At 62.8% G+C, this 19,489-nt stretch carries 20 protein-coding genes and 1 tRNA gene; 7 read left to right on the top strand and 14 right to left on the bottom strand.

Going from position 1 to position 19,489, the window contains the following annotated elements:
• Positions 1-46: 46 nt before the first annotated feature.
• Genes ACQZ2L_RS12970 through ACQZ2L_RS12950 form a run of 5 tightly spaced genes read right to left on the bottom strand, consistent with a single transcriptional unit; the run spans position 47 to position 2,985 of the window.
• Entirely contained in the window at positions 47-823 is a 777-nt protein-coding gene (locus ACQZ2L_RS12970) for a fimbrial biogenesis chaperone (protein ID WP_430326391.1), read from the bottom strand.
• A 36-nt stretch (positions 824-859) separates the two neighbouring features.
• The gene (locus ACQZ2L_RS12965; protein WP_430326389.1) at positions 860-1,363 is read right to left on the bottom strand and encodes a Csu type fimbrial protein; all 504 of its coding nucleotides are present in this window, start codon (positions 1,361-1,363) and stop codon (positions 860-862) included.
• A 3-nt stretch (positions 1,364-1,366) separates the two neighbouring features.
• Complete coding sequence (locus ACQZ2L_RS12960) at positions 1,367-1,900, bottom strand: Csu type fimbrial protein (protein WP_430326387.1); 534 nt, start codon at positions 1,898-1,900, stop codon at positions 1,367-1,369.
• A gap of 17 nt (positions 1,901-1,917) precedes the next feature.
• On the bottom strand, positions 1,918-2,448 hold the full coding sequence (locus tag ACQZ2L_RS12955) for a Csu type fimbrial protein (RefSeq protein WP_430326385.1): 531 nt from the start codon (positions 2,446-2,448) through the stop codon (positions 1,918-1,920).
• A gap of 30 nt (positions 2,449-2,478) precedes the next feature.
• Entirely contained in the window at positions 2,479-2,985 is a 507-nt protein-coding gene (locus ACQZ2L_RS12950) for a Csu type fimbrial protein (protein WP_430326467.1), read from the bottom strand.
• A gap of 565 nt (positions 2,986-3,550) precedes the next feature.
• On the opposite strand from ACQZ2L_RS12950, the gene ACQZ2L_RS12945 reads away from it, so the two are divergent.
• Genes ACQZ2L_RS12945 through ACQZ2L_RS12935 form a run of 3 tightly spaced genes read left to right on the top strand, consistent with a single transcriptional unit; the run spans position 3,551 to position 8,676 of the window.
• Complete coding sequence (locus ACQZ2L_RS12945) at positions 3,551-5,803, top strand: ATP-binding protein (protein WP_430326383.1); 2,253 nt, start codon at positions 3,551-3,553, stop codon at positions 5,801-5,803.
• 15 nt (positions 5,804-5,818) lie between these two features.
• On the top strand, positions 5,819-6,280 hold the full coding sequence (locus ACQZ2L_RS12940; RefSeq protein WP_430326381.1) for a response regulator: 462 nt from the start codon (positions 5,819-5,821) through the stop codon (positions 6,278-6,280).
• Between the two features lie 11 nt (positions 6,281-6,291).
• A complete protein-coding gene (locus tag ACQZ2L_RS12935) occupies positions 6,292-8,676 on the top strand; it encodes a response regulator (protein WP_430326379.1) in 2,385 nt (794 codons plus the stop codon).
• Between the two features lie 96 nt (positions 8,677-8,772).
• Here the strand turns inward: ACQZ2L_RS12935 and ACQZ2L_RS12930 are convergent.
• A tRNA-Gln gene (locus tag ACQZ2L_RS12930) sits at positions 8,773-8,847 on the bottom strand.
• A 267-nt stretch (positions 8,848-9,114) separates the two neighbouring features.
• On the opposite strand from ACQZ2L_RS12930, the gene ACQZ2L_RS12925 reads away from it, so the two are divergent.
• Together ACQZ2L_RS12925 and zapE are read left to right on the top strand one after the other, a co-directional pair.
• The gene (locus ACQZ2L_RS12925; protein WP_430326377.1) at positions 9,115-9,357 is read left to right on the top strand and encodes a hypothetical protein; all 243 of its coding nucleotides are present in this window, start codon (positions 9,115-9,117) and stop codon (positions 9,355-9,357) included.
• Positions 9,358-9,534: 177 nt separating this feature from the next.
• On the top strand, positions 9,535-10,614 hold the full coding sequence (gene zapE / locus ACQZ2L_RS12920; RefSeq protein WP_430326375.1) for a cell division protein ZapE: 1,080 nt from the start codon (positions 9,535-9,537) through the stop codon (positions 10,612-10,614).
• Here zapE and ACQZ2L_RS12915 read toward each other — a convergent pair.
• Positions 10,611-12,500, bottom strand: a complete 1,890-nt coding sequence (locus ACQZ2L_RS12915) for a propionyl-CoA synthetase (protein ID WP_430326373.1) — start codon at positions 12,498-12,500, stop codon at positions 10,611-10,613. The genes zapE and ACQZ2L_RS12915 overlap by 4 nt on opposite strands.
• Positions 12,501-12,700: 200 nt before the next feature.
• Between ACQZ2L_RS12915 and ACQZ2L_RS12910 the strand changes: the two genes are divergently transcribed.
• Positions 12,701-13,567, top strand: coding sequence for a LysR family transcriptional regulator (locus tag ACQZ2L_RS12910; RefSeq protein ID WP_430326371.1), 867 nt, complete (start codon positions 12,701-12,703; stop codon positions 13,565-13,567).
• Here ACQZ2L_RS12910 and ACQZ2L_RS12905 read toward each other — a convergent pair.
• The 5 genes from ACQZ2L_RS12905 to ACQZ2L_RS12885 all read right to left on the bottom strand — a co-directional run bounded on the left by ACQZ2L_RS12905 (position 13,541) and on the right by ACQZ2L_RS12885 (position 17,430).
• Positions 13,541-14,698, bottom strand: a complete 1,158-nt coding sequence (locus ACQZ2L_RS12905) for an HPP family protein (RefSeq protein WP_430326369.1) — start codon at positions 14,696-14,698, stop codon at positions 13,541-13,543. The genes ACQZ2L_RS12910 and ACQZ2L_RS12905 overlap by 27 nt on opposite strands.
• Before the next feature lie 127 nt (positions 14,699-14,825).
• Complete coding sequence (locus ACQZ2L_RS12900) at positions 14,826-16,145, bottom strand: sensor histidine kinase (RefSeq protein ID WP_430326367.1); 1,320 nt, start codon at positions 16,143-16,145, stop codon at positions 14,826-14,828.
• The gene (locus ACQZ2L_RS12895; protein ID WP_430326365.1) at positions 16,142-16,810 is read right to left on the bottom strand and encodes a response regulator transcription factor; all 669 of its coding nucleotides are present in this window, start codon (positions 16,808-16,810) and stop codon (positions 16,142-16,144) included. Before ACQZ2L_RS12895 ends, ACQZ2L_RS12900 begins: the two co-directional genes overlap by 4 nt.
• Positions 16,811-17,125 carry a PepSY domain-containing protein gene (locus ACQZ2L_RS12890; RefSeq protein ID WP_430326363.1) on the bottom strand — a complete coding sequence of 105 codons (315 nt, stop codon included), beginning with the start codon at positions 17,123-17,125 and terminating at the stop codon, positions 16,811-16,813.
• Complete coding sequence (locus ACQZ2L_RS12885) at positions 17,125-17,430, bottom strand: PepSY domain-containing protein (protein ID WP_430326361.1); 306 nt, start codon at positions 17,428-17,430, stop codon at positions 17,125-17,127. Before ACQZ2L_RS12885 ends, ACQZ2L_RS12890 begins: the two co-directional genes overlap by 1 nt.
• A gap of 225 nt (positions 17,431-17,655) precedes the next feature.
• On the opposite strand from ACQZ2L_RS12885, the gene queD reads away from it, so the two are divergent.
• A complete protein-coding gene (gene queD, locus ACQZ2L_RS12880) occupies positions 17,656-18,012 on the top strand; it encodes a 6-carboxytetrahydropterin synthase QueD (protein WP_430326359.1) in 357 nt (118 codons plus the stop codon).
• 6 nt (positions 18,013-18,018) lie between these two features.
• Here queD and ACQZ2L_RS12875 read toward each other — a convergent pair whose 3' ends face one another.
• Together ACQZ2L_RS12875 and ACQZ2L_RS12870 are read right to left on the bottom strand one after the other, a co-directional pair.
• Complete coding sequence (locus tag ACQZ2L_RS12875; protein WP_430326357.1) at positions 18,019-18,786, bottom strand: hypothetical protein; 768 nt, start codon at positions 18,784-18,786, stop codon at positions 18,019-18,021.
• A 71-nt stretch (positions 18,787-18,857) separates the two neighbouring features.
• Positions 18,858-19,322: a DUF1289 domain-containing protein gene (locus ACQZ2L_RS12870; protein WP_430326355.1), complete on the bottom strand. Its 465-nt coding sequence runs from the start codon at positions 19,320-19,322 to the stop codon at positions 18,858-18,860.
• Positions 19,323-19,489: the final 167 nt, after the last annotated feature.

The following is a 19,489-nucleotide window of genomic DNA, read 5'->3' as shown; positions in this document are numbered from 1 at the left end:
CCATTGTCGGGTCCTCCGTGGCCCCTGACGTCGATTCATCGAACTTTCACTTGCCCGGGCTGATCGCCTGGGCCACGTCCTGACCGTTGACCCGGCCCTTGAGCACACTCGCTGCGGTGGGGACTGCGGGCACTGGCCAACGCATGCTGGCGCCGGGCAGCACATAGCCAAGCAGACCTTCGACCACCGGCTTGTCCTGGCCGGCCTGCTGCAGCACCACGTCAGTCAGGCGCGCGTGGACCGGGCCACTGTTGCGCAGCTCAACGAAGGGTTTGCCCTGCACATTGACCGCGCGCCAGCTCAGCTGCGGCTTGCCAACCCCATCGGCACTGCGCTTGCCTTCTGGGTCGGGTTTGCCCCACAGGCCTTCGCCATACACGAACAACGGCACCGAGTAACGCATCTGCAGGCGGATCGCCGCCGTCGGTGCCTGAGTATTGGCATCGACCGGCAAAGGTGAGGGAATTTCGTCGATGATGATGCGGTAGGCCTGCTCCTGACCGGCCGGCGAGCTACCGGTACGGGTCAGCCGGATTAGCTGCTTTTGCCCCGGAGCGATATTCGCCACCGGCGGGCTGCCGATAATCTCGCGCTGGGCCTGAAACTGCTCCTCAAATCCACCCTGGCGCCAGGCAAACACACGCACCTGCAGGTTGGCCGGCGTGCTACCGCGGTTTTCCAGCCACAGTGCGCCCGCTTTCTGATCGGCCTCCAGCACCGGGTCGATTGGCCAGATCAGCACCGAGGTTGCCGCCGCAGCCGGCTGACTGGCCAATAGCAAACCAGCGATCATTGCTTGCGCCCACTTCGCGCCTGCCCCCATGCCTTTCTCCTTGGTTTGTTGTATTGATCCCTGCATTCACCAGGTCACTGTGACCTGCACGACATCGGTATAGGTACCTGCCGGCAATGTCCCCGGCAGCTGCGTGCGACCGTAAACCGGCAGCTTGATCGCCGTCGGGTCGCTGTAGCTGACCGACGTCACCTGGCCGATCGCCAGGCTCTGACTGAAGCCGGCGTCGCGATACAGCTGATAGGCGAGCAGTTGTGTACCGCCGCTGCGCTTCAGGTTGCGGGTACCGCCGCTGTTGTTCTGGCCACCGTCCAAGGCCATGCTCAGTGCCACCCCCGGCGTGCACTGAAAGCTCACCGTGCTGCCACCCAGCGCTGCACTGACACTGGCCTTGGACAGGGCCGACTGGGTGCCGAAGTCGAGGCTGCCGTAAGCGCTGACCCCGCCCACCACCAGGCAGCCGGCCACGACCTGCGCGCTGACCTGAAAGGTACTGGTGGTTGCCGCGTCCAACGGCAACGCCAGCATCAGGCCCAGCCCCGCCGTGGTTGCGCGAACCCAGCCGTTCATGGCTCAGAACGTCAGCTCGACGGCAACCGTATCGGTGTAGGTGCCCGCCGGTAGGCCGGCTTTGCCCTTGGCCTGGCCGTACAGGTTGACGGTCTGGGCGGCGCCGGTACTGGTCGGCACGGCGATGCTGCCGTCGATGGCCAGCGGCACGGTGTGGCCGGCATCGGTATAGAAGTCATACGGCACGAAGTTGCCATTGCCGTCGGCCAGCGCCCGCGTGCCGCCGCTCGACGAGCCGTCGTGAGCGCCGGCCCGTACGCGGATGCTCGCCCCGGTGCCGTTCGAGCAGAGGATGCTCATGGCGCCGCCACCTGGGCCCATGACCTGGGCATTGGCGGTGCCGAACAAGGCGTCCTGGGTGCCGAAGTTGAGGTTACCGAAGTTGACTCCGGAGGTACCGGCACTGCCGTTGACCTGGCAGGCAGCGATCAGGGTCAGGGTCGAGTTGATGGTCCCGGTCACGGTGGCTGCCTGAGCCTGGGACGCCAGCGCCAGGGCGAGGCCGGCGAGTACTGAGCAGGTGAGGTGTGTGCGCATCGGATTCTCCTTGGGTGTTACCAGTCCAGGGTCACGCTGAGGGTGTCGCGGTAAAGCCCGGCGGGCAGCGCGCGCGGCTGCGCGATGACCACGCCGTAGATCGGAATCGGGATCTGCTGGCTGCTGTTGACGGTGAAGGTGCGCGCCTGGCCCACCGGGTAACGGCTGTTGCCGGTGGGATCGACCGCCAGTTGATAAGGGATCATCTCGCGACCGTTGCTCAGCCGGCGCACGCCATCGCCACCGTTCTGGCCAGCATTGATGCGCACGCTGAAGGCGCGCACCGACGGTGTGCAACTGATCTGCAGGCCGCCATCGCCGGCGATTTCGTCGACCTTGCCCTGCAACGGTTCCTGCCAGCTCGGGCCGCGCGAACCAAAGTCCATAACGCCGGGCGTACCTAGCGTGGCCGGTGGCAGGTCGCTGCTGATCTGGCACGCGGCGCGGATCACCAGGCGCGCTTCAATAACCCCGGTGGTGCTGCCATGCACGGCGCCTGGCAGCAGCAATGGGCCAAGGCTCAGGAGCAGAATGCTGGTGCGACTCATGACGTTGCCTCCTTGCTCATGGCGATGCCCCTACCAGGTGACCGTGACTTTCAACAAGTCGGCGTACAGGCCAGGGCGTGGCACCCAGGCCAGGCTGTCGATGCGCGCATACAGCGGCAACTCGACCGAGCCACTGTCTGGCACCCGCGCCGATTGTGCGCTGCCAACACTCAGCGGCTGGCGCCAGGCTGCGTCGCTGTAAAGTCGATACGGAATGGGTTTGGCTTGCACGTCGGTGCTGGCCAGAAAGCGCAGCTCGCCTACGCCGCCATGCTGGCCGCCGTCGACGCGGATTTGATAAGGCGTATCCGGATTGCATTCGAGCCGTGGGGGCCGCGGGCTGAGCAGCACGCCGGTCAACGGCGTGCCGGCGCCGTCAAGGCGCGCAGCGCTGCCCAGATCGATCTGGCCCAATGCTTGCGCCGCCGTATCGCGGGGCTGGTTGACCAGCATGCAACCACGCTCGACCTGCACCCGCACCTCGACCAGAAAATCCGCCGCCAGGCTGTTTACGCTCAACAACAGGCCCGAACACATGGCCACTCCGCGTACTGTCACTGCACTATCCCTGCTTTAGGCTATGACCTTGAGGGTAGCAGCGCCGCCTGATCCCGCTGGGTTTGCCCTACCCTTCATTGGCATTAACAACAAGGGCTTAGGTGGCTATTGGCCGCCTTGAAGGTCATTTCTTTTGAGGTGTTCTGGAATTGAGTTTGGCGGTGGATTGTCGGGGGCGCTGCGCGCCCCAATCGCGACACAAGGCCGCTCCTACAGGACCGCGTCTGGCAGGTCCATCGCGGTCCCTGTAGGAGCGGCCTTGTGTCGCGATTGGGCTGCGCAGCGGCCCCAGCAATCTCAACCCAGAGGAAAATTCAGAAAAATGCAGTGACCTTGAAAGGGACGGCCTCAAAGGCCACCCGTTCCACACCTTTCACGGCACTGCACGCTATTTTTGTACTCTAACCGGCGAACCCCTGAACTAATCAGGCCTCAAATGGCCATATGCCGGCAAAACAGCCGACAATCTGATACTTTTGCAACAGCAACATCCTGTGCCATGCGCTTTCCGCAGGGCGAGGACAGAATCACCAGGAGTACCTCTTTGACAACTGCCCCCACCGCATTCGACCAGGCTGTCGAGCGCTGCGCCCAGGAGCCTATCCAGGTTCCCGGCAGCATCCAGCCGCAGGGTTTCATGCTGGTACTCGACGAGCACGACCTGTGCGTGCTGCAAGCCAGCGAGAACGCCGAGCGCTGGCTTGGGGCTGCGGCGCCAGACTTGCTTGGGCGCACCTTCGCCGAGCTGATCAGCGGCAGTTTCGACCTGCGCGCGCAGATGCAGTATCTGCCGGTCGATGAGGTATTCCCGTTTCATATCGGCGACGTTGAACTGCGCCGGCCAAGCCCGGACTGCAGCCACATGCGCGTGCTGGTGCACCGCCACGACCAGGTCCTGATCACCGAATTCGAGCCGATCAGCACGGCCAGTGGCCCAGCCGGGCATGGCGATTACTACCCGCTGGTCCGCGCGTTCGTCGGCAGCGTGCACAAGCTCAGCTGCATCGTCGAGCTGTTGCAGCAGTCAGTTGTGCAGATCAAGCGGATTACCGGTTTTGGCAGGGTCAAGGCCTACCGCTTCGATGCCGAAGGCAACGGCGAGGTACTTGCCGAGGTCGCCGATCCCGGCTATCCAAGCTATCTGGGCCTGTGCTTCCCGGCTTCGGACATTCCACGCCAGGCCCGCGAGCTGTACCGAGTCAATCGGATTCGGGTTATCGAAGATGCCAACTACGTTGCCTCGCCCTTGCATCCGCACAGCAACCCGCGCACCGGCAAGCCGCTGGACATGAGTTTTGCAGCGCTGCGCGCGGTGTCGCCGGTGCACCTGCAGTACATGCGCAACATGGGCACGCTGGCGTCGACTTCTTTGTCGATCGTGGTCGACGGCAAGTTGTGGGGGCTGATCTCCTGCCATCACGACCAGCCACACGCCGTCGACCTGCCCACGCGCACGGCCTGCGAGCTGCTGGCCAGCGTGCTGTCGCTGCAGATCGAATCCCGTGAAGCGCACACCGGCACCCAGACCATGCTCGACATGCGCCAACGCATCGTGCGCATGCTGGCCTCGATGGCCGACCACGACAGCGTCAGTGCTGGTTTGAAGGCTCTGCCCCAGGTCCTGCTGGACTTCGCTGGCGCATCTGGCGCGGCAATAATCAGTGCCGAGCGCTGCGACCTGATCGGCCTGACGCCGCCCGCCGCGCAGGTCAATGCGCTGGTCCACTGGTTGTCGCAGCAAGACGCCGAATCGGTGTTCAGCTCCGACAACGTGCGCCGTGACATCCAGGACCTGCCAGAGCTGGCCAAGCACGTCGGCGGTGTCCTGGCGGTGGCGATTTCGCAAATCCATTCGCACTATCTGGTGTGGTTCCGCCCCGAGCAGGTGCGCACCGTGAACTGGGCCGGGCGCCCGGAAAAGGTCATCAGTGCCGAGGGCAACCTCAACCCGCGCCACAGCTTCGAGCGCTGGCAGGAAGATGTAGGCGGCTACTGTGCACCCTGGGACCCGCTGATCGTTGAAGGCGTGGCCGAACTTCGCATAGCGGTACTAGGGATCGTGCTGCGCAAAGCCGAAGAGCTGGCGCAACTGGCCGGTGAGCTGCGCCAGTCGAACAAGGAACTCGAAGCGTTTTCCTACAGCGTGTCGCATGATCTGCGCGCACCGCTGCGGCACATCGCCGGCTACACCGAACTGCTCACCGAAGTCGAGAGCGAGAACTTCAGCGAACGCGGCCAGCGCTTCCTCAAGCACATTGAAGAAGCCGCGCATTTTGCGGGCACGCTGGTCGACAACCTGCTCAACTTTTCCCAGATGGGCCGCTCTGCCCTGCGCATGTCGGATGTCGACCTGAACGCGCTGGTCGAAACCATTCGCAGCGAGCTGGCGCCGGACTATGCCGGCCGGACAATCATCTGGGACGTGGAAAAACTGCCCAAGGTGATCGCCGACCCGGCGTTCATCAACCTGGCGCTGCACAACCTTATCGCCAACGCGATCAAGTACACCCGTGGCCGTGATCCTGCGCGTATCGAGATCCGCGCCAGGCAGCACTCACACGAGACTGAAATCTATATTCGCGACAACGGCGTCGGCTTCGATATGGCCTATGCCAACAAGCTGTTCGGCGTGTTCCAGCGCTTGCACCGCATGGAAGACTTCGAAGGCACCGGCATTGGTCTGGCCAGCGTGCGCCGGATCATCGAACGTCACGACGGCCGTGTCTGGGCTGACGGCCAGATCAATCAGGGAGCGTCGTTCCACTTCGCCCTCCCGCGCCATTCATCGAACACCTGAGGTAACGTACACATCATGCTAAAACCGATCTTGTTGGTCGAAGACAACCCCAGGGACCTGGAGTTGACGCTTGTCGCGCTGGAGCGCAGCCAGCTGGCCAACGAAGTCATCGTACTGCGCGATGGCGCCGACGCCCTCGACTACCTGTTGCGCCGCAACGGTTATGCCGACCGCGACGATGGCAACCCGGCCGTGCTTCTGCTCGACCTGAAACTGCCCAAGGTGGATGGCCTGGAGGTGCTCAAGGCGGTGCGCGAAACCCCTGAGCTGCGCAGCATTCCAACGGTGATGCTGACCTCCTCGCGAGAAGAACCTGACCTGCTGCGTGCCTATGAGCTCGGGGTCAACGCCTACGTGGTGAAGCCGGTCGAGTTCAAGGAATTCGTCGCGGCCATCTCCGATCTGGGGATCTTCTGGGCCGTCCTCAATGAACCGCCGCCTGGCTCGCTGCGGCTGACTCGGCGTGGTAACAATTGAGTCCAACTAGCATGTTGTCAGGCCCGCTCAAGCTGCTGATGGTCGAAGACAGTTCGATGGATGCCGAGCTGACCTTGTTGCGCCTGGAGCGCAGCGGGCTGCACATCGAGTCGCAATTGGTGTTTGACCATATTGGCGTCGAGCATGCACTGCACCACGGCCGCTTTGACCTGATCCTGTGCGACTGCGTGTTGCCCGGCTCATCCGGCACCGAGGTGCTGGCGATTGCCCAACGGCTGGCGCCGGATGTGCCGTTCATCTTCCTCTCGGGCATTTACGGTGAAGAGCACGCGGTGGAGATGATCCGCCTCGGTGCTACCGATTATGTGCTGAAGAAAAACCTGCCGCTGCTGCCTAAAGCAGTGCGCCGGGCGTTGACCGAGGTGCAGGAACGGCATCGCCGCCGCCGCGCCGAAGAAGCGCTGGCCGAGCTTGAGGCGCGCGCCCGGTTTGCCATCGATGCTGCGGGGATGGGTACCTGGGACTATCGCCCGGAGGAAGATCTGCTGCTCTGGGATAACCGCTGCAAGACCTTGTTTGGCCTGCCTGTCGACACCCAGATGTCGTTGGATGTGTTCTACGCAGGCATCTATCCAGAAGACGTTGCGCTGGTTCGTGACGCCGTCGAGCAGGTCATGCAGCCCGAGGCCGGCGGCCATTACCGGGTCGAGTTTCGAATCAATCAGCCGGACGGCCTTGAGCCGCGCTGGTTGCTCTCCAGCGGCCAGACCCAATTCGTCGACGGCCGCTGCGTGCGTTTTTCCGGCGTACTGCAGGACATCCACGAACAGCGCCAGGCGACCACGGCGCTCAAGCAGCTCAACGAGATGCTTGGCGAACGGGTCGAACGCCGCACCCGCGAACGTGACCGCTCGTGGGAGTTGTCCCAGGATTTGCTGGCGGTACTGAACAGAGACCTGACCCCGGTCGCGCTTAACCCAGCCTGGGAAGTCAGCCTGGGTATCTCGCGTGAGCGACTGAGCCAGACCACCCTGCTGCAACTGCTGCCGGAGCCGGACCAGGAAGCCTTTCTGGCTGAGTTGGCAGCGCTCGGCCAGGGCCGCACCAGTGCCCGCTTTGTCGGGCGCATTCAACACGCCAGCGGCCAACAGCGTTGGTTATCGTGGGTGATCGTGCCCGAGGACACCCTGCTCTATGTGGTCGCCCGTGATATCACCAGCGAGCGCGAATCGTCGATGGGCCTGGCCGAGGCCAACGTGCGCCTGCGCGAACAGATCGACGAGCGCGAGCGGATCGAAGCGGCGCTGCAACAGATGCAGCGGCTGGAGGCTGTCGGCCAGCTGACTGCCGGGGTCGCGCACGACTTCAACAATTTGCTGACGGTGATTCTGACCGGCGCGAGTTTCCTTGAGCGCGACCTGCAGAAAGAGAATTACGACAAGGCCCGCAGCCGCCTCAAGCACATTCGCGAGGCCGGCGAGCGCGGTGCCAAGTTGACCTCGCAGCTGCTGGCCTTCTCCCGGCGCCAGCGGCTCGAGCCTGTGCCGCTGAACCTCAACCAGACCCTCACCGGCCTGGAAGAACTGCTGCGGCGCACCCTGGGCGGCAATGTCTCGGTACGCCTGGACCTGGATGCGAGCCTCTGGCAGGCACTGACCGACCCGACCCAGACCGAGATGATCATTCTCAACCTGGCGATCAACGCTCGCGACGCCATGGCCGATGGCGGCCAGTTGATCCTGTCGACCCGCAATACCCTGATCACCGAACGCGCCCAGCGACCGGAAGACCCGGAGCCTGGCGAGTACGTGATGCTGTCGATTCGCGATACCGGCTGCGGCATGAGTGAAGAAGTAGTCGGCAAAGTATTCGAGCCGTTCTTCACCACCAAGGACATCGGCAAAGGTTCGGGCCTCGGCCTGGCCCAGGTGTTCGGTTTCGCCAAGCAATCGGGTGGCGGCGTCGCCATCGATACCGCGCCGGGCCAAGGCACGCTGGTGTCGGTCTACCTGCCTGCGGTCAAGCAGCCTGTAGCCATCGAGGCACCCGTGGCGCCTGCCACGCCGCCGCTTGCAGCAGAGGGCCGAGACCGCACGGTGTTGTTGGTGGATGATGATCACCTTGTCCGCGACATGATCGGCGAGCTGCTGCGCTCGCACGGTTATCAGGTCCGCCAGGCGCACGGCGGCGAGCATGCCTTGAGCCTGCTCGATGAACACGTCGATGTGCTGCTGACTGACTTTGCCATGCCCGAATTCAACGGCGCGCAGCTTGCATTGGCGGCGCGTGAGCGCTTCCCGCAATTGCCGGTGGTGATTCTCACGGGCTATGCCGAGCTGCAAGGCTTCGAGCTGGGCGACAGTGTGGTCATTCAGAAACCGGTGCAGGATCAGGTACTGGCGAAGACCCTGGACGACTTGCTGGGCGCGGTCTGAGCACTGCGCTCGGCCGTTGCTCGGCAACTGCAATACGTATGGGTAGCGCTGGGTGTATTGCGCGGGAATAGAGAGAGAGTAAAGCGAGGAAGATAATGGCAGGGGCGGCTGGATTCGAACCAACGCATGGCAGGATCAAAACCTGCTGCCTTACCGCTTGGCGACGCCCCTGTATCTGATGCGACAAGTGCGATGCACTGTCGTTCTGACAACTCCCCTGGCTGACAACATGGGTTGTTGTCGGGGAATGCGCGGCACTTTAACAACAATCCTTGATCATGAAAACCCCTCTGTTAAAAAAAATCTCAAAAAAACAGCAAGTTAGTCAGGCGCCGGCCGCTGCATGACCGCCTGTCGGCAAAGCTCGTCCAGCTAAAAACCAAATCCCTGCAGCCCTGCCCAATAGTCAAGTAACCCAGCGCTTACAAGGAGGGCGCCATGCCAGTTTCCCATGACCTGTACCAAGACCTGCACTACCCCCGCGAAATCGTTCAGCAGCGCCGCCAGCAGGATCAGACCCTTGATCGCCTGCTCGACGAGTATGTCGATATCGACAACCAGGTGCTGGCTGCCGAAGCCATCTCGGCAGGCTATACCAGCGATGATGACCTGCACCGGCTCAAGGAGCGTCGCCTGTCGATCAAGTACATGATCGACCGTCAGCTCAAGCGCGAAGCCTGAGGCTGTTCATTAGGCAGTGGCGCACTACCGCTGCCAGTCAGCACCGATCGGTCGGTAGTCGCCCACAATCGCCTGGCCATGCCGCCACGATGATTGCCTGCCAGCGGTGCTTGCGGTGAAAATAGTCACTCATTGGGGGCGTTACCCGCCCTGCCCCGCCCTTTGAGGACCGCCTGTTTGTCTGCCTGGATTTCCACGCCGCTTCGCCACTTGCGCCGCCGCTCGCGTACCGATGTGCAAGGCGACTGCCAGCTGTTGAGCCACTTCGAGGACAAGGCCAGGGAGCGCGGCTACACGTTGAGCGAAGGTCAACGGCGGGTTATCGAGCGCATGGCGCAGCAGCTGGCCGCGCTGGCTGACGGCCAGGCGCGCAGCCTGTACCTGTATGGCTCGGTCGGCCGCGGCAAGAGCTGGCTGCTCGATGGCTTTTACCAGGCGCTGGAGGTGGGGGCCAAGCTGCGCCTGCACTTCCACGACTTTTTTGCCCGCCTCCATCAGGGCATGCACCGCCACCGCAGCGCCGATAATGCCATGGCGGCAACGCTGGATGAGCTGATTGGCGACTGCCAGGTGCTGTGCTTCGACGAATTCCATGTGCACGACATTGGCGATGCGATGCTGCTCACCCGGCTGTTCAGCGCGCTGTTCGAACGCAATGTGTTTGTCGTCCTGACCTCCAACTATGCCCCCGAAGGCCTGCTGCCCAACCCGCTTTACCATGAGCGGTTCCTGCCAGTTATCCGCCTGATCAACAGCCGCATGCTGGTGATGGAAGTGGGCGGCGACATCGACTTTCGCAGCCTGCCGGCCAACCGCGCGCACCAGCGTTTTACCCAAGGCCACTACGTATGGCCCGGCACCGCCGAGCAGCGCCTGGCCCTGGCCCTGCCTGAAATCCAGCCGCTGACCTTGCACATCAACCATCGCCCACTGCACGCTTTGGCCAGCCAGGATCGCCAGGTACATTTCGGCTTTGGTGATCTGTGCGAACAGGCCACGGCGGTGGTGGACTATCTCGAGCTGGCCCGACGTTACGATCGCTGGATCATCGACGGCCTGGAAGACCTGGCCGAGTGTTCGCTCGCAGCGCAGCAACGCTTCGTCAACCTGGTTGATGTGCTGTACGACCAGGACTGCGAGCTGGTGCTGATTGGCCGCCACCCGCTCGAGCAGAGCCTGGGCGGCGCAATCGCCGACCTGATGCGCAGCCGCAGCCGCCTCGGCCAGCTGCATCAGGTCGGCCTGGCTACGGTTTAACCGGCCCGGGGCAGATCGGCCAGCACCGCTTCGATTTCGCCAAGCACCGCCGGGTCATCCAGCGTTGACGGTGGTACATAGGCCTGGCCGTCGGCGATCTTGCGCAGCACAGCCCGCAGAATCTTGCCGGAGCGTGTCTTGGGCAAGCGCTTGACCAACCGCACCCGGTTGAAGCAGGCCAGCGCACCAATCTGCTCGCGCACACTGGCAACCAGTTCAGCCTGCAGTTTTTGTTCGGTCAGTTCCTCGCCGTCCTTGAGCACCACCAACGCCAGCGGCACCTGGCCCTTGATATCGTCGTGCACACCGATCACCGCGCACTCGGCAACCGCCGCATGGCGGGCGACCAGATCTTCCATTTCGCCGGTAGACAACCGATGCCCGGAGACGTTGATGACGTCATCCGTGCGGCCCATGATGTAGACGAATCCGTCATCGTCCAAGTAACCGCCATCACCGGTGTGGTAGTAGCCCGGATAGGTGTGCAGATAGGCCTGCAGATAGCGCTGATGATCACCCCACAGCGTCTGACTACAACCCGGCGGCAGCGGCAGGGCGATGACGATCGCGCCCTGTTGATTCGGCCCGAGCAAATGGCCGTCGTCGTCCAGCACCTGCACGTGATAGCCCGGCACTGCGCGGTTGCTCGACCCAGGGCGCGCCGCACTGCCCTCCAGGCCAACACAGGGCGCGGTCACCGGCCAGCCGGTTTCAGTCTGCCACCAGTGGTCATGCACCGGCTTGCCGGTGACCTGCTCCAGCCATTGATGGGTGCTGGAATCAAGCTTTTCCCCGGCCAGGAACAACTGGCGCAGTGAGCTCAGGTCGTACCCGGCGAGCAGTTCGCCATGGGGGTCTTCCTTGCGGATCGCGCGCATCGCCGTCGGCGCGCAGAACAAGGCATTCACCTGATACTGCTCGACCACCCGCCAGTACGCCGCTGCGTCCGGGGTGCGGATCGGCTTGCCTTCATAGAACACCGTGGTGCAACCGGTCATCAGCGGCCCGTAAACGATCAGCGAGTGGCCAACCACCCAGCCCACATCGGAAATCCCCCACCAGACATCGCCTGCCTGCATGCCATAGATATGACGCATGGTGTAGCTCAGGGCGACCGCGTTACCGCCGTTCTCGCGCACGATGCCTTTGGGTTTGCCGGTGGTGCCGGAGGTATACATGATATACAGCGGGTCGGTTGCGCTGAGCTCGACCGGTGCTACCGGCTGCGCCTTGGCCAGCGCCTGTTGCCAGTCCAGATCACGACCCGGCTGCAGCTCGGCCTTGGCCTGTGGCCGCTGCAGCACCAGCACGTGGCGTGGCTGATGGGTGGCCAGTTGCAGAGCGCGGTCGATCAGCGGCTTGTATTCGATGACCCGGTCGAACTCCAGCCCGCAGGAGGCAGTGAGCACCAGCGTCGGCCGGGCATCATCGATACGCAGGGCCAGCTCGTTGGCGGCAAAACCGCCGAACACCACTGAGTGCACCGCACCAATGCGCGCGCAGGCAAGCATGGCCATGGCCGCCTGCGGCACCATGGGCATGTAGATGACAACACCATCGCCCTTGCGCACGCCCAGCTCGCGCAGTAGCCCGGCCAGACGCGCAACTTCATCGCGCAGCTCACGGTAGCTGAATCGCTGCTGGGTAGCGGTCACCGGCGAGTCGTAGATCAACGCCGTCTGCTCGCCACGGCCTTGCTCGATCTGGTGATCGAGGGCCAGGTAACAGCTGTTCAGGCGCCCGTCGGCGAACCAGCAATGGCTGCCGTCGGTGTTGTTGATCAGGGTCTGGCGCGGCTTGTGGTACCAGGCCAGCTGGTCGGCCTGCTCGGCCCAGAAGGCCACAGGATCGGAAATGGAACGGGCGTAGCTGTGCTGGTAGGTCATGTCAGTCGCAACCCGATACTTGTTGTTATTGAAGGGCGAGCCTGCAGTATGGACCTGCCTGACGTCCCTGCCATGGGACGAAAGTCCATAACCAACCTGCAAATTCGCAGCAGCAGGCACAATCAAGGCGGCGCTATTGCTGCGCGCCAAGCAGCGAGCAAGGCTCTAGAATAGCCAGCACCTTCACCAATGAGCACAGCATGGATATCGAACAGGCACGCACCTTTCTGGAGATTGTGCGCTGCGGCAGCCTGGTTGCCGCCGCCGAGCGCCTGTGCGTGTCGCAGACGGCTATCACCGCGCGAGTGCAGCGCCTCGAGCAGCAGCTTGGTTGCCAGCTGTTTGTCCGCAGCCGCAGCGGCGCTAGCCTGACCGCGGACGGCGAAGCCTTCGTCACTTACGCCCACCAACTGGTGGAAACCTGGGAGGCCGCCCGGCGTGACCTGCCGCTGCCGCAGGGCTGTCAGCAACTGCTGCACCTGGGCGGCGAAACCAGCCTGGGCAACCCGCTGCTGCTCGACTGGGTCAGCGCGTTGTACCGTGAGATGCCCAGCCATGCCATCCGCAGCGAGGTCAGCGACGGCGAATCGTTGCTGCGCAAGGTCGAGCGCGGCTTGCTCGATGCTGCGCTGGTCTATCAGCCCATCTACGGGCCTGGCCTGCAGGTGGAGCAGTTGATGGAAGAAAAACTGGTGCGCATCCGTCACGTAGAACGGCCAGAGCCGTATGTGTACATCGACTGGGGCGAGACGTTTCGCCGCCAGCACGATGCCGCCCTGCCCGACTGCGCTCGCCCGGCGCTGAGCTTCAACCTCGGTCCGCTGGCCTTGCAGTTCATTCTCGAGCACGGTGGCAGCGGTTATTTCCGTACACGGGTGGTGCAGGATTATCTGGATAGCGGCGTGTTCGAGCGGGTGCCGCAAGCGCCGGAGTTCACCTACCCGACCTTTCTGGTGTACACCCGCAAGCACGACAGTGCCGCCTTGCAGCAGGCCTTCGGCGTGCTGCGCCGGCAAGTCGCAGCCGGCGTCAGTGACTGGTCACAACGCTGGGACCCGCTCATCTGAAGCAGGTGTGCTGTGGTTGAGCAACTGGCGCTTGAGGCCGGCAATCAGATCGGTCTGGGTGACCACCCCGACCAGCTTGCCGTGGTCGAGTACCGGCAGGCAGTGCAAGCCTTGCTCGCACAGCAATGGCAGCAGGCGCTCCAGCGGGTGCTGGCTGCTGACACTGATCACCCGCCGGCTCATCACCTGTTCCAGCACCACCGGCCTGCGCCGCCACAGCCCACGCCAGCTGAAACGCGCCCTCGCCATGGCCGCCGTCAGCACATCACTGAGGCTGACGATGCCGACCACGCGCCCCTCTGCCAGCACCGGCAGCGTCTTCAGGTGGTGGCTGGCGAGCATCTGCCAGGCTTGGTCCAGCGTGGTCTGCGGGCTGGCAAACTGCACATCGCGGGACATCACCGACGCCGCGGTGATGCCGCCCAGGCTGCGCTGCAAGGCATGCTGTTCGGTCGCCAGAAGAATTCGTTCAAGCTCGTCGCGGCTGACGTCGACGTACTCGCCGACGTCTTCCAGGGCCTGATCCAGGTCGGCGCTGCTGAAACCTACCCGGGCGCTGGGCACCGGGTCGTGGGTGTGGTGCAGATCCTTGCGCGGCAAGCCTGACTTGGGATAGCGCACGCCGGTCAGGCGGTTGTAGACCACCGCCACGGCGACCAGTACCAGCGCATTGAGCATGATTGGCTCGAGCAAGTGATCGCCCATGGCGACCAGCCCGGAATCGGCAAGCACGGCACTGACCGCTACTCCGCCGCCCGGCGGGTGCAGGCAGCGCAGCAGGCACATGACCAGCAAGGACAAGCCCAGTGCGGCGCCAGCCACCCACAGCTCGCTGCCCAGGTACTGGCGCATGACCAGGCCGATTACACCCGCCAGCGCGTAACTGCCCAGCACCGACCACGGCTGCGCCAGCGGCCCGGCGTGCACGGCGAACACCAGCACGGCTGTCGCTGCCAGAGGGCCAAGCAAATGCAGCGCAATCGTTGGACCATAGGCCAGGCTGCATAACCAGCCAGCCAGGCACAAGCCAAGCAAGGCACCGACGCCAGCGCGCAGCCATTCTTTGGGGGGAATATTGAGGGGCGCCGGCATAAGGCGCTGCAACAGGGGTTCGGGACGCGAGGCAGACATCGGGCTGATCGTGCTCTTCAAGTTGGCTGGGATGGGCCATTTAGGAGCAAGAGTGTGCCGCGCGCACTATTGTGAGGCAAATTCAAAATAGTGCGGTTTAGCCGCAATTATTTTGCAGGATCGCGGTTCACCTTCCTTTGCCAGGCAACTCGATGCTCACTCGTAAGCCGCCTTGAGGGCTTTGCTGCAGGGCGATAGTGCCGCCCCAGGCGTCGACGATATCGCGCACGATACCCAGCCCCAGGCCGTGGCCGTTGACCTGTTCGTCGAGCCGCGAGCCGCGTTCGAGCACGTGCACGCGTTTTTCCTCAGGTATGCCCGGGCCGTCGTCATCCACCCATAACAGATAACCGCTGGCGCTGGTGGCGATACCCAGGCGGACTTCGCTGTCAGCCCATTTACAGGCATTGTCGAGCAGGTTGCCGAGCAGCTCGAGCAGGTCCTCACGGTCCCACGGCAGCAGCAGCCCGGCGGGCGTGTCGCGTTCGAGCTGCAGCCCTTCGCCATGAATCATGCCCAAGGTTGCCAGCAGGCTTGGCAACTCCGCATCGCAATCAAACTGGGCGCCGGGCAGCGCATCGCCCGCTAACCGCGCACGGTTCAACTCGCGCTCCAGGCGCTGCTGGATCTGTTCGAGCTGCTCGCGCATCTGCGTGCGCACCTCAGGCAAATCGCGCAAGCGCTCGCTGGAGGCCAGGCTGAGCAGAACCGCCATCGGCGTTTTCAATGCATGGCCAAGATTACCCAGGGCATTACGCGAGCGGCGCAGACTGTCTTCGGTGTGGGCCAGCAGATGGTTGACCTGATCGACCAGCGGCTGCAGTTCGCTGGGCACTTCGGCATCCAGCTGCGAGCGCTGGCCTTGCTGCAGCTGCGCGATCTGCTGGCGGGCACGCTCCAATGGCCGTAGCGAGCGGGTAACAGTGATGCGCTGCAGTACCAGCACCAGCACCAGGGCAATCAGGCCCATGCCCAGGCCGATCTGCTGCATGCGCTGAAAGCCCTGGCGCACTGGCGAATAATCCTGGGCGACGCTGATCGAGATGTCCTGGCCCAGGCGCCGATAGTCAGCACGCAGGGCCAGCAGCTGCTGGCCTTCAGGACCTAATACATGGGTATCTTCGAGGCCCGGCTTGGCCGGCTTGGGCATATCCAGGTCCCACAATGAGCGCGATCGCCAGCTGCCCTGCTCGAAGTCGATGCGAAAGTAATACCCGGAAAACGGCCGTTGATAGGCCGCCGAGATACGCCGCTCATCCAACTGCAAGCCGTCCGGGCCGCGCCCCAGCGCTACCAGCAGGTTCTCGCTTTCCTTGCGCAAGCCGACTTCAAGGTAGCGCTGCAGGCCGGCCTCGAACAGCCACAGGGTCAACTGCGCAAAGGCCAGCCCGATCACTACCAATACGGCGATAAGGCCAACGCTCAAGCGTGCCTGGATCGACTTCACGAGGTGCTGCCGGCGTAGACGTACCCTTGCCCGCGACGTGTTTCGATGACGCTGCGCCCGAGTTTGCGGCGCAGGTGATTGACGTGCACTTCAAGCACGTTGGAATCGCGCTCGGTTTCGCCATCGTACAAGTGCTCGGCCAGATGCCCCTTGGACAGCACCTGGCCGGGATGCAGCATGAAGTAACGCAGCAGGCGAAACTCGGCAGCAGTCAGCTGCACATCTACGCCCTCGCGAGTGACGCACTGACGGCTTTCGTCCAGGTGAAGGCCGGCTGCCTCGAGCTTGGGCTGATTGGCCAGGCCGCGCGCGCGGCGTAGCAGCGCCTGAATGCGCAACTGCAGCTCTTCAGGGTGGAACGGCTTGCTCAGATAGTCATCAGCACCGGCCTTCAAACCCTCGATGCGCTCGGCCCAGGAGCCGCGCGCAGTAAGGATCAGCACTGGGGTAGCCAAGCCGCCGGCGCGCCACTGCGCCAACACGTCCAGCCCTGGCAGGCCGGGCAAGCCAAGGTCGAGGATGATCAGATCATACGGCTCGCTCTGGCCTTGATAGACCGCGTCGCGGCCGTCGGCCAGCCAGTCCACGGCATAGCCCTGACGCTGCAGGCCGGCAATCAACTCATCGGCCAGCGGTACGTTGTCCTCGACCAGCAACAGGCGCATTCAGTCGTCTTCCTCGTCTTTGAGCAGCACACCGCTGCGAGCATCCAGCTTGATCTCGCGCACCACCCCTTCCAGGGTCAGCAACTCGACCTCGTATTCATAGCGGCCATGTTTCTCTTCAAGCTCTGCCTCAAGCAAACGCGCCCCGGGGTAACGCCCCAGGGCGGAGTCGAGCAGTTGCTCAAGCGGCAGGATGACGCCCTTTTGTCGCAGCGCAAGGGCTTCATCCTGATCAAGATCACGCGCCTGCGCCAGCGAACACACGGCCATCAAAGCCAGGGCCAGGTAGCGCGGCGTGCGCGATAGCGGGCTCATTATTTATCTTGGGCGTTTTTCAGTACTTCACCGGTCTTGGCATCCAGGTCAACGTCCCATTCAACGTTCTGCGCATCGCGCAGCTCCACCTTGAGGATGTAGCGGCCGTATTCGTTTTCAAGCTCGGAGTCGGTGATGGTCGAACCTTTATGCTGGGCCTGAGCCTTTTCGGCCAGCTGCTTCAGTGGCTGCACGGTGCCGGCTTTTTCCAGAGCGCTGATTTCATGCGCTGGCACGTCAGCCAGGGCAGCGGTGGCAGCAACTGACAGAGCAGCGGCGGTGAACAGGGCAGTCAAAGTCTTCATGAGTATCTCTCCATCGGGATGTACAAGTTGTCTACGGGGTTAAGATTAACCACGGCTCCTTAAGCCAACCTGAAATTGCTCGCGGGCATCATAACGCATGCCTTATGCACTGTTGCAGTGCTTGCACAGGCGCCACCTGGCGGCTGCTCAAACAGGCGCAACCACTGATTGCGGCCATGCTGGTAGAATCGCCGCCATTCTCGCTTGCAACAGAGTTACTGCCCCGTGGAAATTTTCAAAGAGTTCACCTTCGAATCAGCCCATCGCCTGCCCAACGTCGCGCCGGGCCATAAATGCGGCCGCCTGCATGGCCACTCGTTCAAGGTTGCCCTGCACCTGACCGGCCCGCTTGACCCGCATACCGGCTGGATCCGCGACTTTTCCGAGATAAAGGCGATTTTCAAGCCGATCTACGAGCAGCTCGACCACAACTACCTGAACGACATTCCTGGCCTGGAAAACCCCACCAGCGAAGTCATCGCCGTGTGGATCTGGCAGCAGGTCAAACCGCTGCTGCCAGAGCTGTCCAAGGTGCGTATTCACGAAACCTGCACCAGCGGCTGCGAATACAGCGGCGAGTAACCCGGATCAATCACGTGATGGGTTTGGATGAGGGGGAACGCAAGGGTTGTCGATACACATCAACAACACCCCCTTACTGCCGCGGCCAGCGTTCAGATAGCCTCGCTGACTTTCTATCAGCCGACGCACTTTCGCCCCGTTGTGACCATACAGCGACAGATTCAAATACTGCTCGCCTTTGACCAGACGCTGCGGATCGAGGCCGCCGCCGATGTGCCAGAGCGGCGTCTGCCTGCGCTTGATCAACTGGTACAGCGGTAAATTGATATCGATTGGTGTGTCCACTGGCAGGGTCAACGTCGGCAACGCATCGAGCGGGTCCTGAAAGTCGAGCAGCGTGTCGCCCAGGGTAAGGCTGCCGGCCTGGACATCCGTGGGATAAAAGCCCAGGTAACCGTTCCTGCTGATGTCCAGCCAGTATTCAAGCTGTGGGTACTTGTCGCTGTTGCGGCCGGTGTAACCAGGCCGGATTTCGTAGGCATAGCCAAGGGCATGGCGGTAGGTGCCAAACCAGAAAGTATCGACAAACAGCGACTGACGCGCATCCACGCCCAGCCACTGGTCCACCAGGTACGACTGAATCATCGTCTCGGCAAAGTCATGGCTCGCCATAAGCCAGCCGTCATCACCGTTCCAGTCGTCGAATTCGGCCCACAGCGGCCGCGACAGATCATCCTTGTCGTCCCATACGGCGGGCCTTGAGACATAATCGGCCAGCTGCCAGCGGCAGCGCGCGGTAAAGCACAGTTCAGGGATAAATTTTAGACTGCTCATGGCATCGCTCCAGGGTCAACGGGAGCAGCTACGCTAGCGAGGCAGCGACCTGCCCGGCAGGCGGAAACCCGTCACAGCGCATCCTTGAGAAACGCCGGGGCGATGTAGCGCTGATAGTGCGCTTCGGACAACAGGAAGAACTCGCGATCGATCGCATCGCGCAGTTGTGGCAGGTCCCAGCCGCGAAACTCCGGCAGCAAGGCCATGCCGTAAGCCTCCAGATCGCGGATCATCCGCGCACCGCGGGCAATCAGCTGGTAGGCCCAGCAGTATTCGGACTGCTGCACCACAAAGCGGATCGAGCGCTGCTCCAGTTGCTGGCGCAGGCAGTCTTTGTCGAACACCTCGAGCTTGGCCATCATCACCTGCACCAGCAGTTGCTCAAGGCGCAGCCACACGGCCAGCTTGGCTTCTTCGCTGTAGCCGTTCCAGTGAATGACTTCGTGGTGAAAACGCTTGCAGCCGCGGCAGACAAGGTCGCCGTAGACCGTTGAGCAGAGCCCGACGCACGGGGTTTTGATGGACTGATTGGACATGAACAGACAACAGCTTGGCGGTGGCACACGGCCCCATGTTAGCCCTTTGTCTAACCAGGGTCACTTGTTAAAGTCGCATCCCGCGCCTTACTTTTGTTCAGTTTTTGCCGTAGAATCAATCCGCCTTTTCAAGGCAACAATGTCCGTTGGAAGCTGTTTTCAAAGCG

Source organism: Pseudomonas shirazensis (assembly GCF_050496565.1).
Lineage (GTDB): Bacteria > Pseudomonadota > Gammaproteobacteria > Pseudomonadales > Pseudomonadaceae > Aquipseudomonas > Aquipseudomonas shirazensis_A.
This window is presented reverse-complemented; position numbering and strand designations above follow the sequence as displayed.

What these genes read in the sequence shown, in the direction of transcription:
- ACQZ2L_RS12950 (WP_430326467.1), bottom strand. Translation starts at nt 2,985, where the DNA reads ATGTGTTCGGGCCTGTTGTTGAGCGTAAACAGCCTGGCGGCGGATTTT.
- ACQZ2L_RS12935 (WP_430326379.1), top strand. Translation starts at nt 6,292, where the DNA reads ATGTTGTCAGGCCCGCTCAAGCTGCTGATGGTCGAAGACAGTTCGATG.
- ACQZ2L_RS12905 (WP_430326369.1), bottom strand. Translation starts at nt 14,698, where the DNA reads ATGTCTGCCTCGCGTCCCGAACCCCTGTTGCAGCGCCTTATGCCGGCG.
- ACQZ2L_RS12940 (WP_430326381.1), top strand. Translation starts at nt 5,819, where the DNA reads ATGCTAAAACCGATCTTGTTGGTCGAAGACAACCCCAGGGACCTGGAG.
- ACQZ2L_RS12870 (WP_430326355.1), bottom strand. Translation starts at nt 19,322, where the DNA reads ATGTCCAATCAGTCCATCAAAACCCCGTGCGTCGGGCTCTGCTCAACG.
- ACQZ2L_RS12915 (WP_430326373.1), bottom strand. Translation starts at nt 12,500, where the DNA reads ATGACCTACCAGCACAGCTACGCCCGTTCCATTTCCGATCCTGTGGCC.
- ACQZ2L_RS12960 (WP_430326387.1), bottom strand. Translation starts at nt 1,900, where the DNA reads ATGCGCACACACCTCACCTGCTCAGTACTCGCCGGCCTCGCCCTGGCG.
- ACQZ2L_RS12895 (WP_430326365.1), bottom strand. Translation starts at nt 16,810, where the DNA reads ATGCGCCTGTTGCTGGTCGAGGACAACGTACCGCTGGCCGATGAGTTG.
- ACQZ2L_RS12965 (WP_430326389.1), bottom strand. Translation starts at nt 1,363, where the DNA reads ATGAACGGCTGGGTTCGCGCAACCACGGCGGGGCTGGGCCTGATGCTG.
- ACQZ2L_RS12925 (WP_430326377.1), top strand. Translation starts at nt 9,115, where the DNA reads ATGCCAGTTTCCCATGACCTGTACCAAGACCTGCACTACCCCCGCGAA.
- ACQZ2L_RS12970 (WP_430326391.1), bottom strand. Translation starts at nt 823, where the DNA reads ATGGGGGCAGGCGCGAAGTGGGCGCAAGCAATGATCGCTGGTTTGCTA.
- ACQZ2L_RS12885 (WP_430326361.1), bottom strand. Translation starts at nt 17,430, where the DNA reads ATGAAGACTTTGACTGCCCTGTTCACCGCCGCTGCTCTGTCAGTTGCT.
- ACQZ2L_RS12890 (WP_430326363.1), bottom strand. Translation starts at nt 17,125, where the DNA reads ATGAGCCCGCTATCGCGCACGCCGCGCTACCTGGCCCTGGCTTTGATG.
- ACQZ2L_RS12955 (WP_430326385.1), bottom strand. Translation starts at nt 2,448, where the DNA reads ATGAGTCGCACCAGCATTCTGCTCCTGAGCCTTGGCCCATTGCTGCTG.
- ACQZ2L_RS12875 (WP_430326357.1), bottom strand. Translation starts at nt 18,786, where the DNA reads ATGAGCAGTCTAAAATTTATCCCTGAACTGTGCTTTACCGCGCGCTGC.
- ACQZ2L_RS12910 (WP_430326371.1), top strand. Translation starts at nt 12,701, where the DNA reads ATGGATATCGAACAGGCACGCACCTTTCTGGAGATTGTGCGCTGCGGC.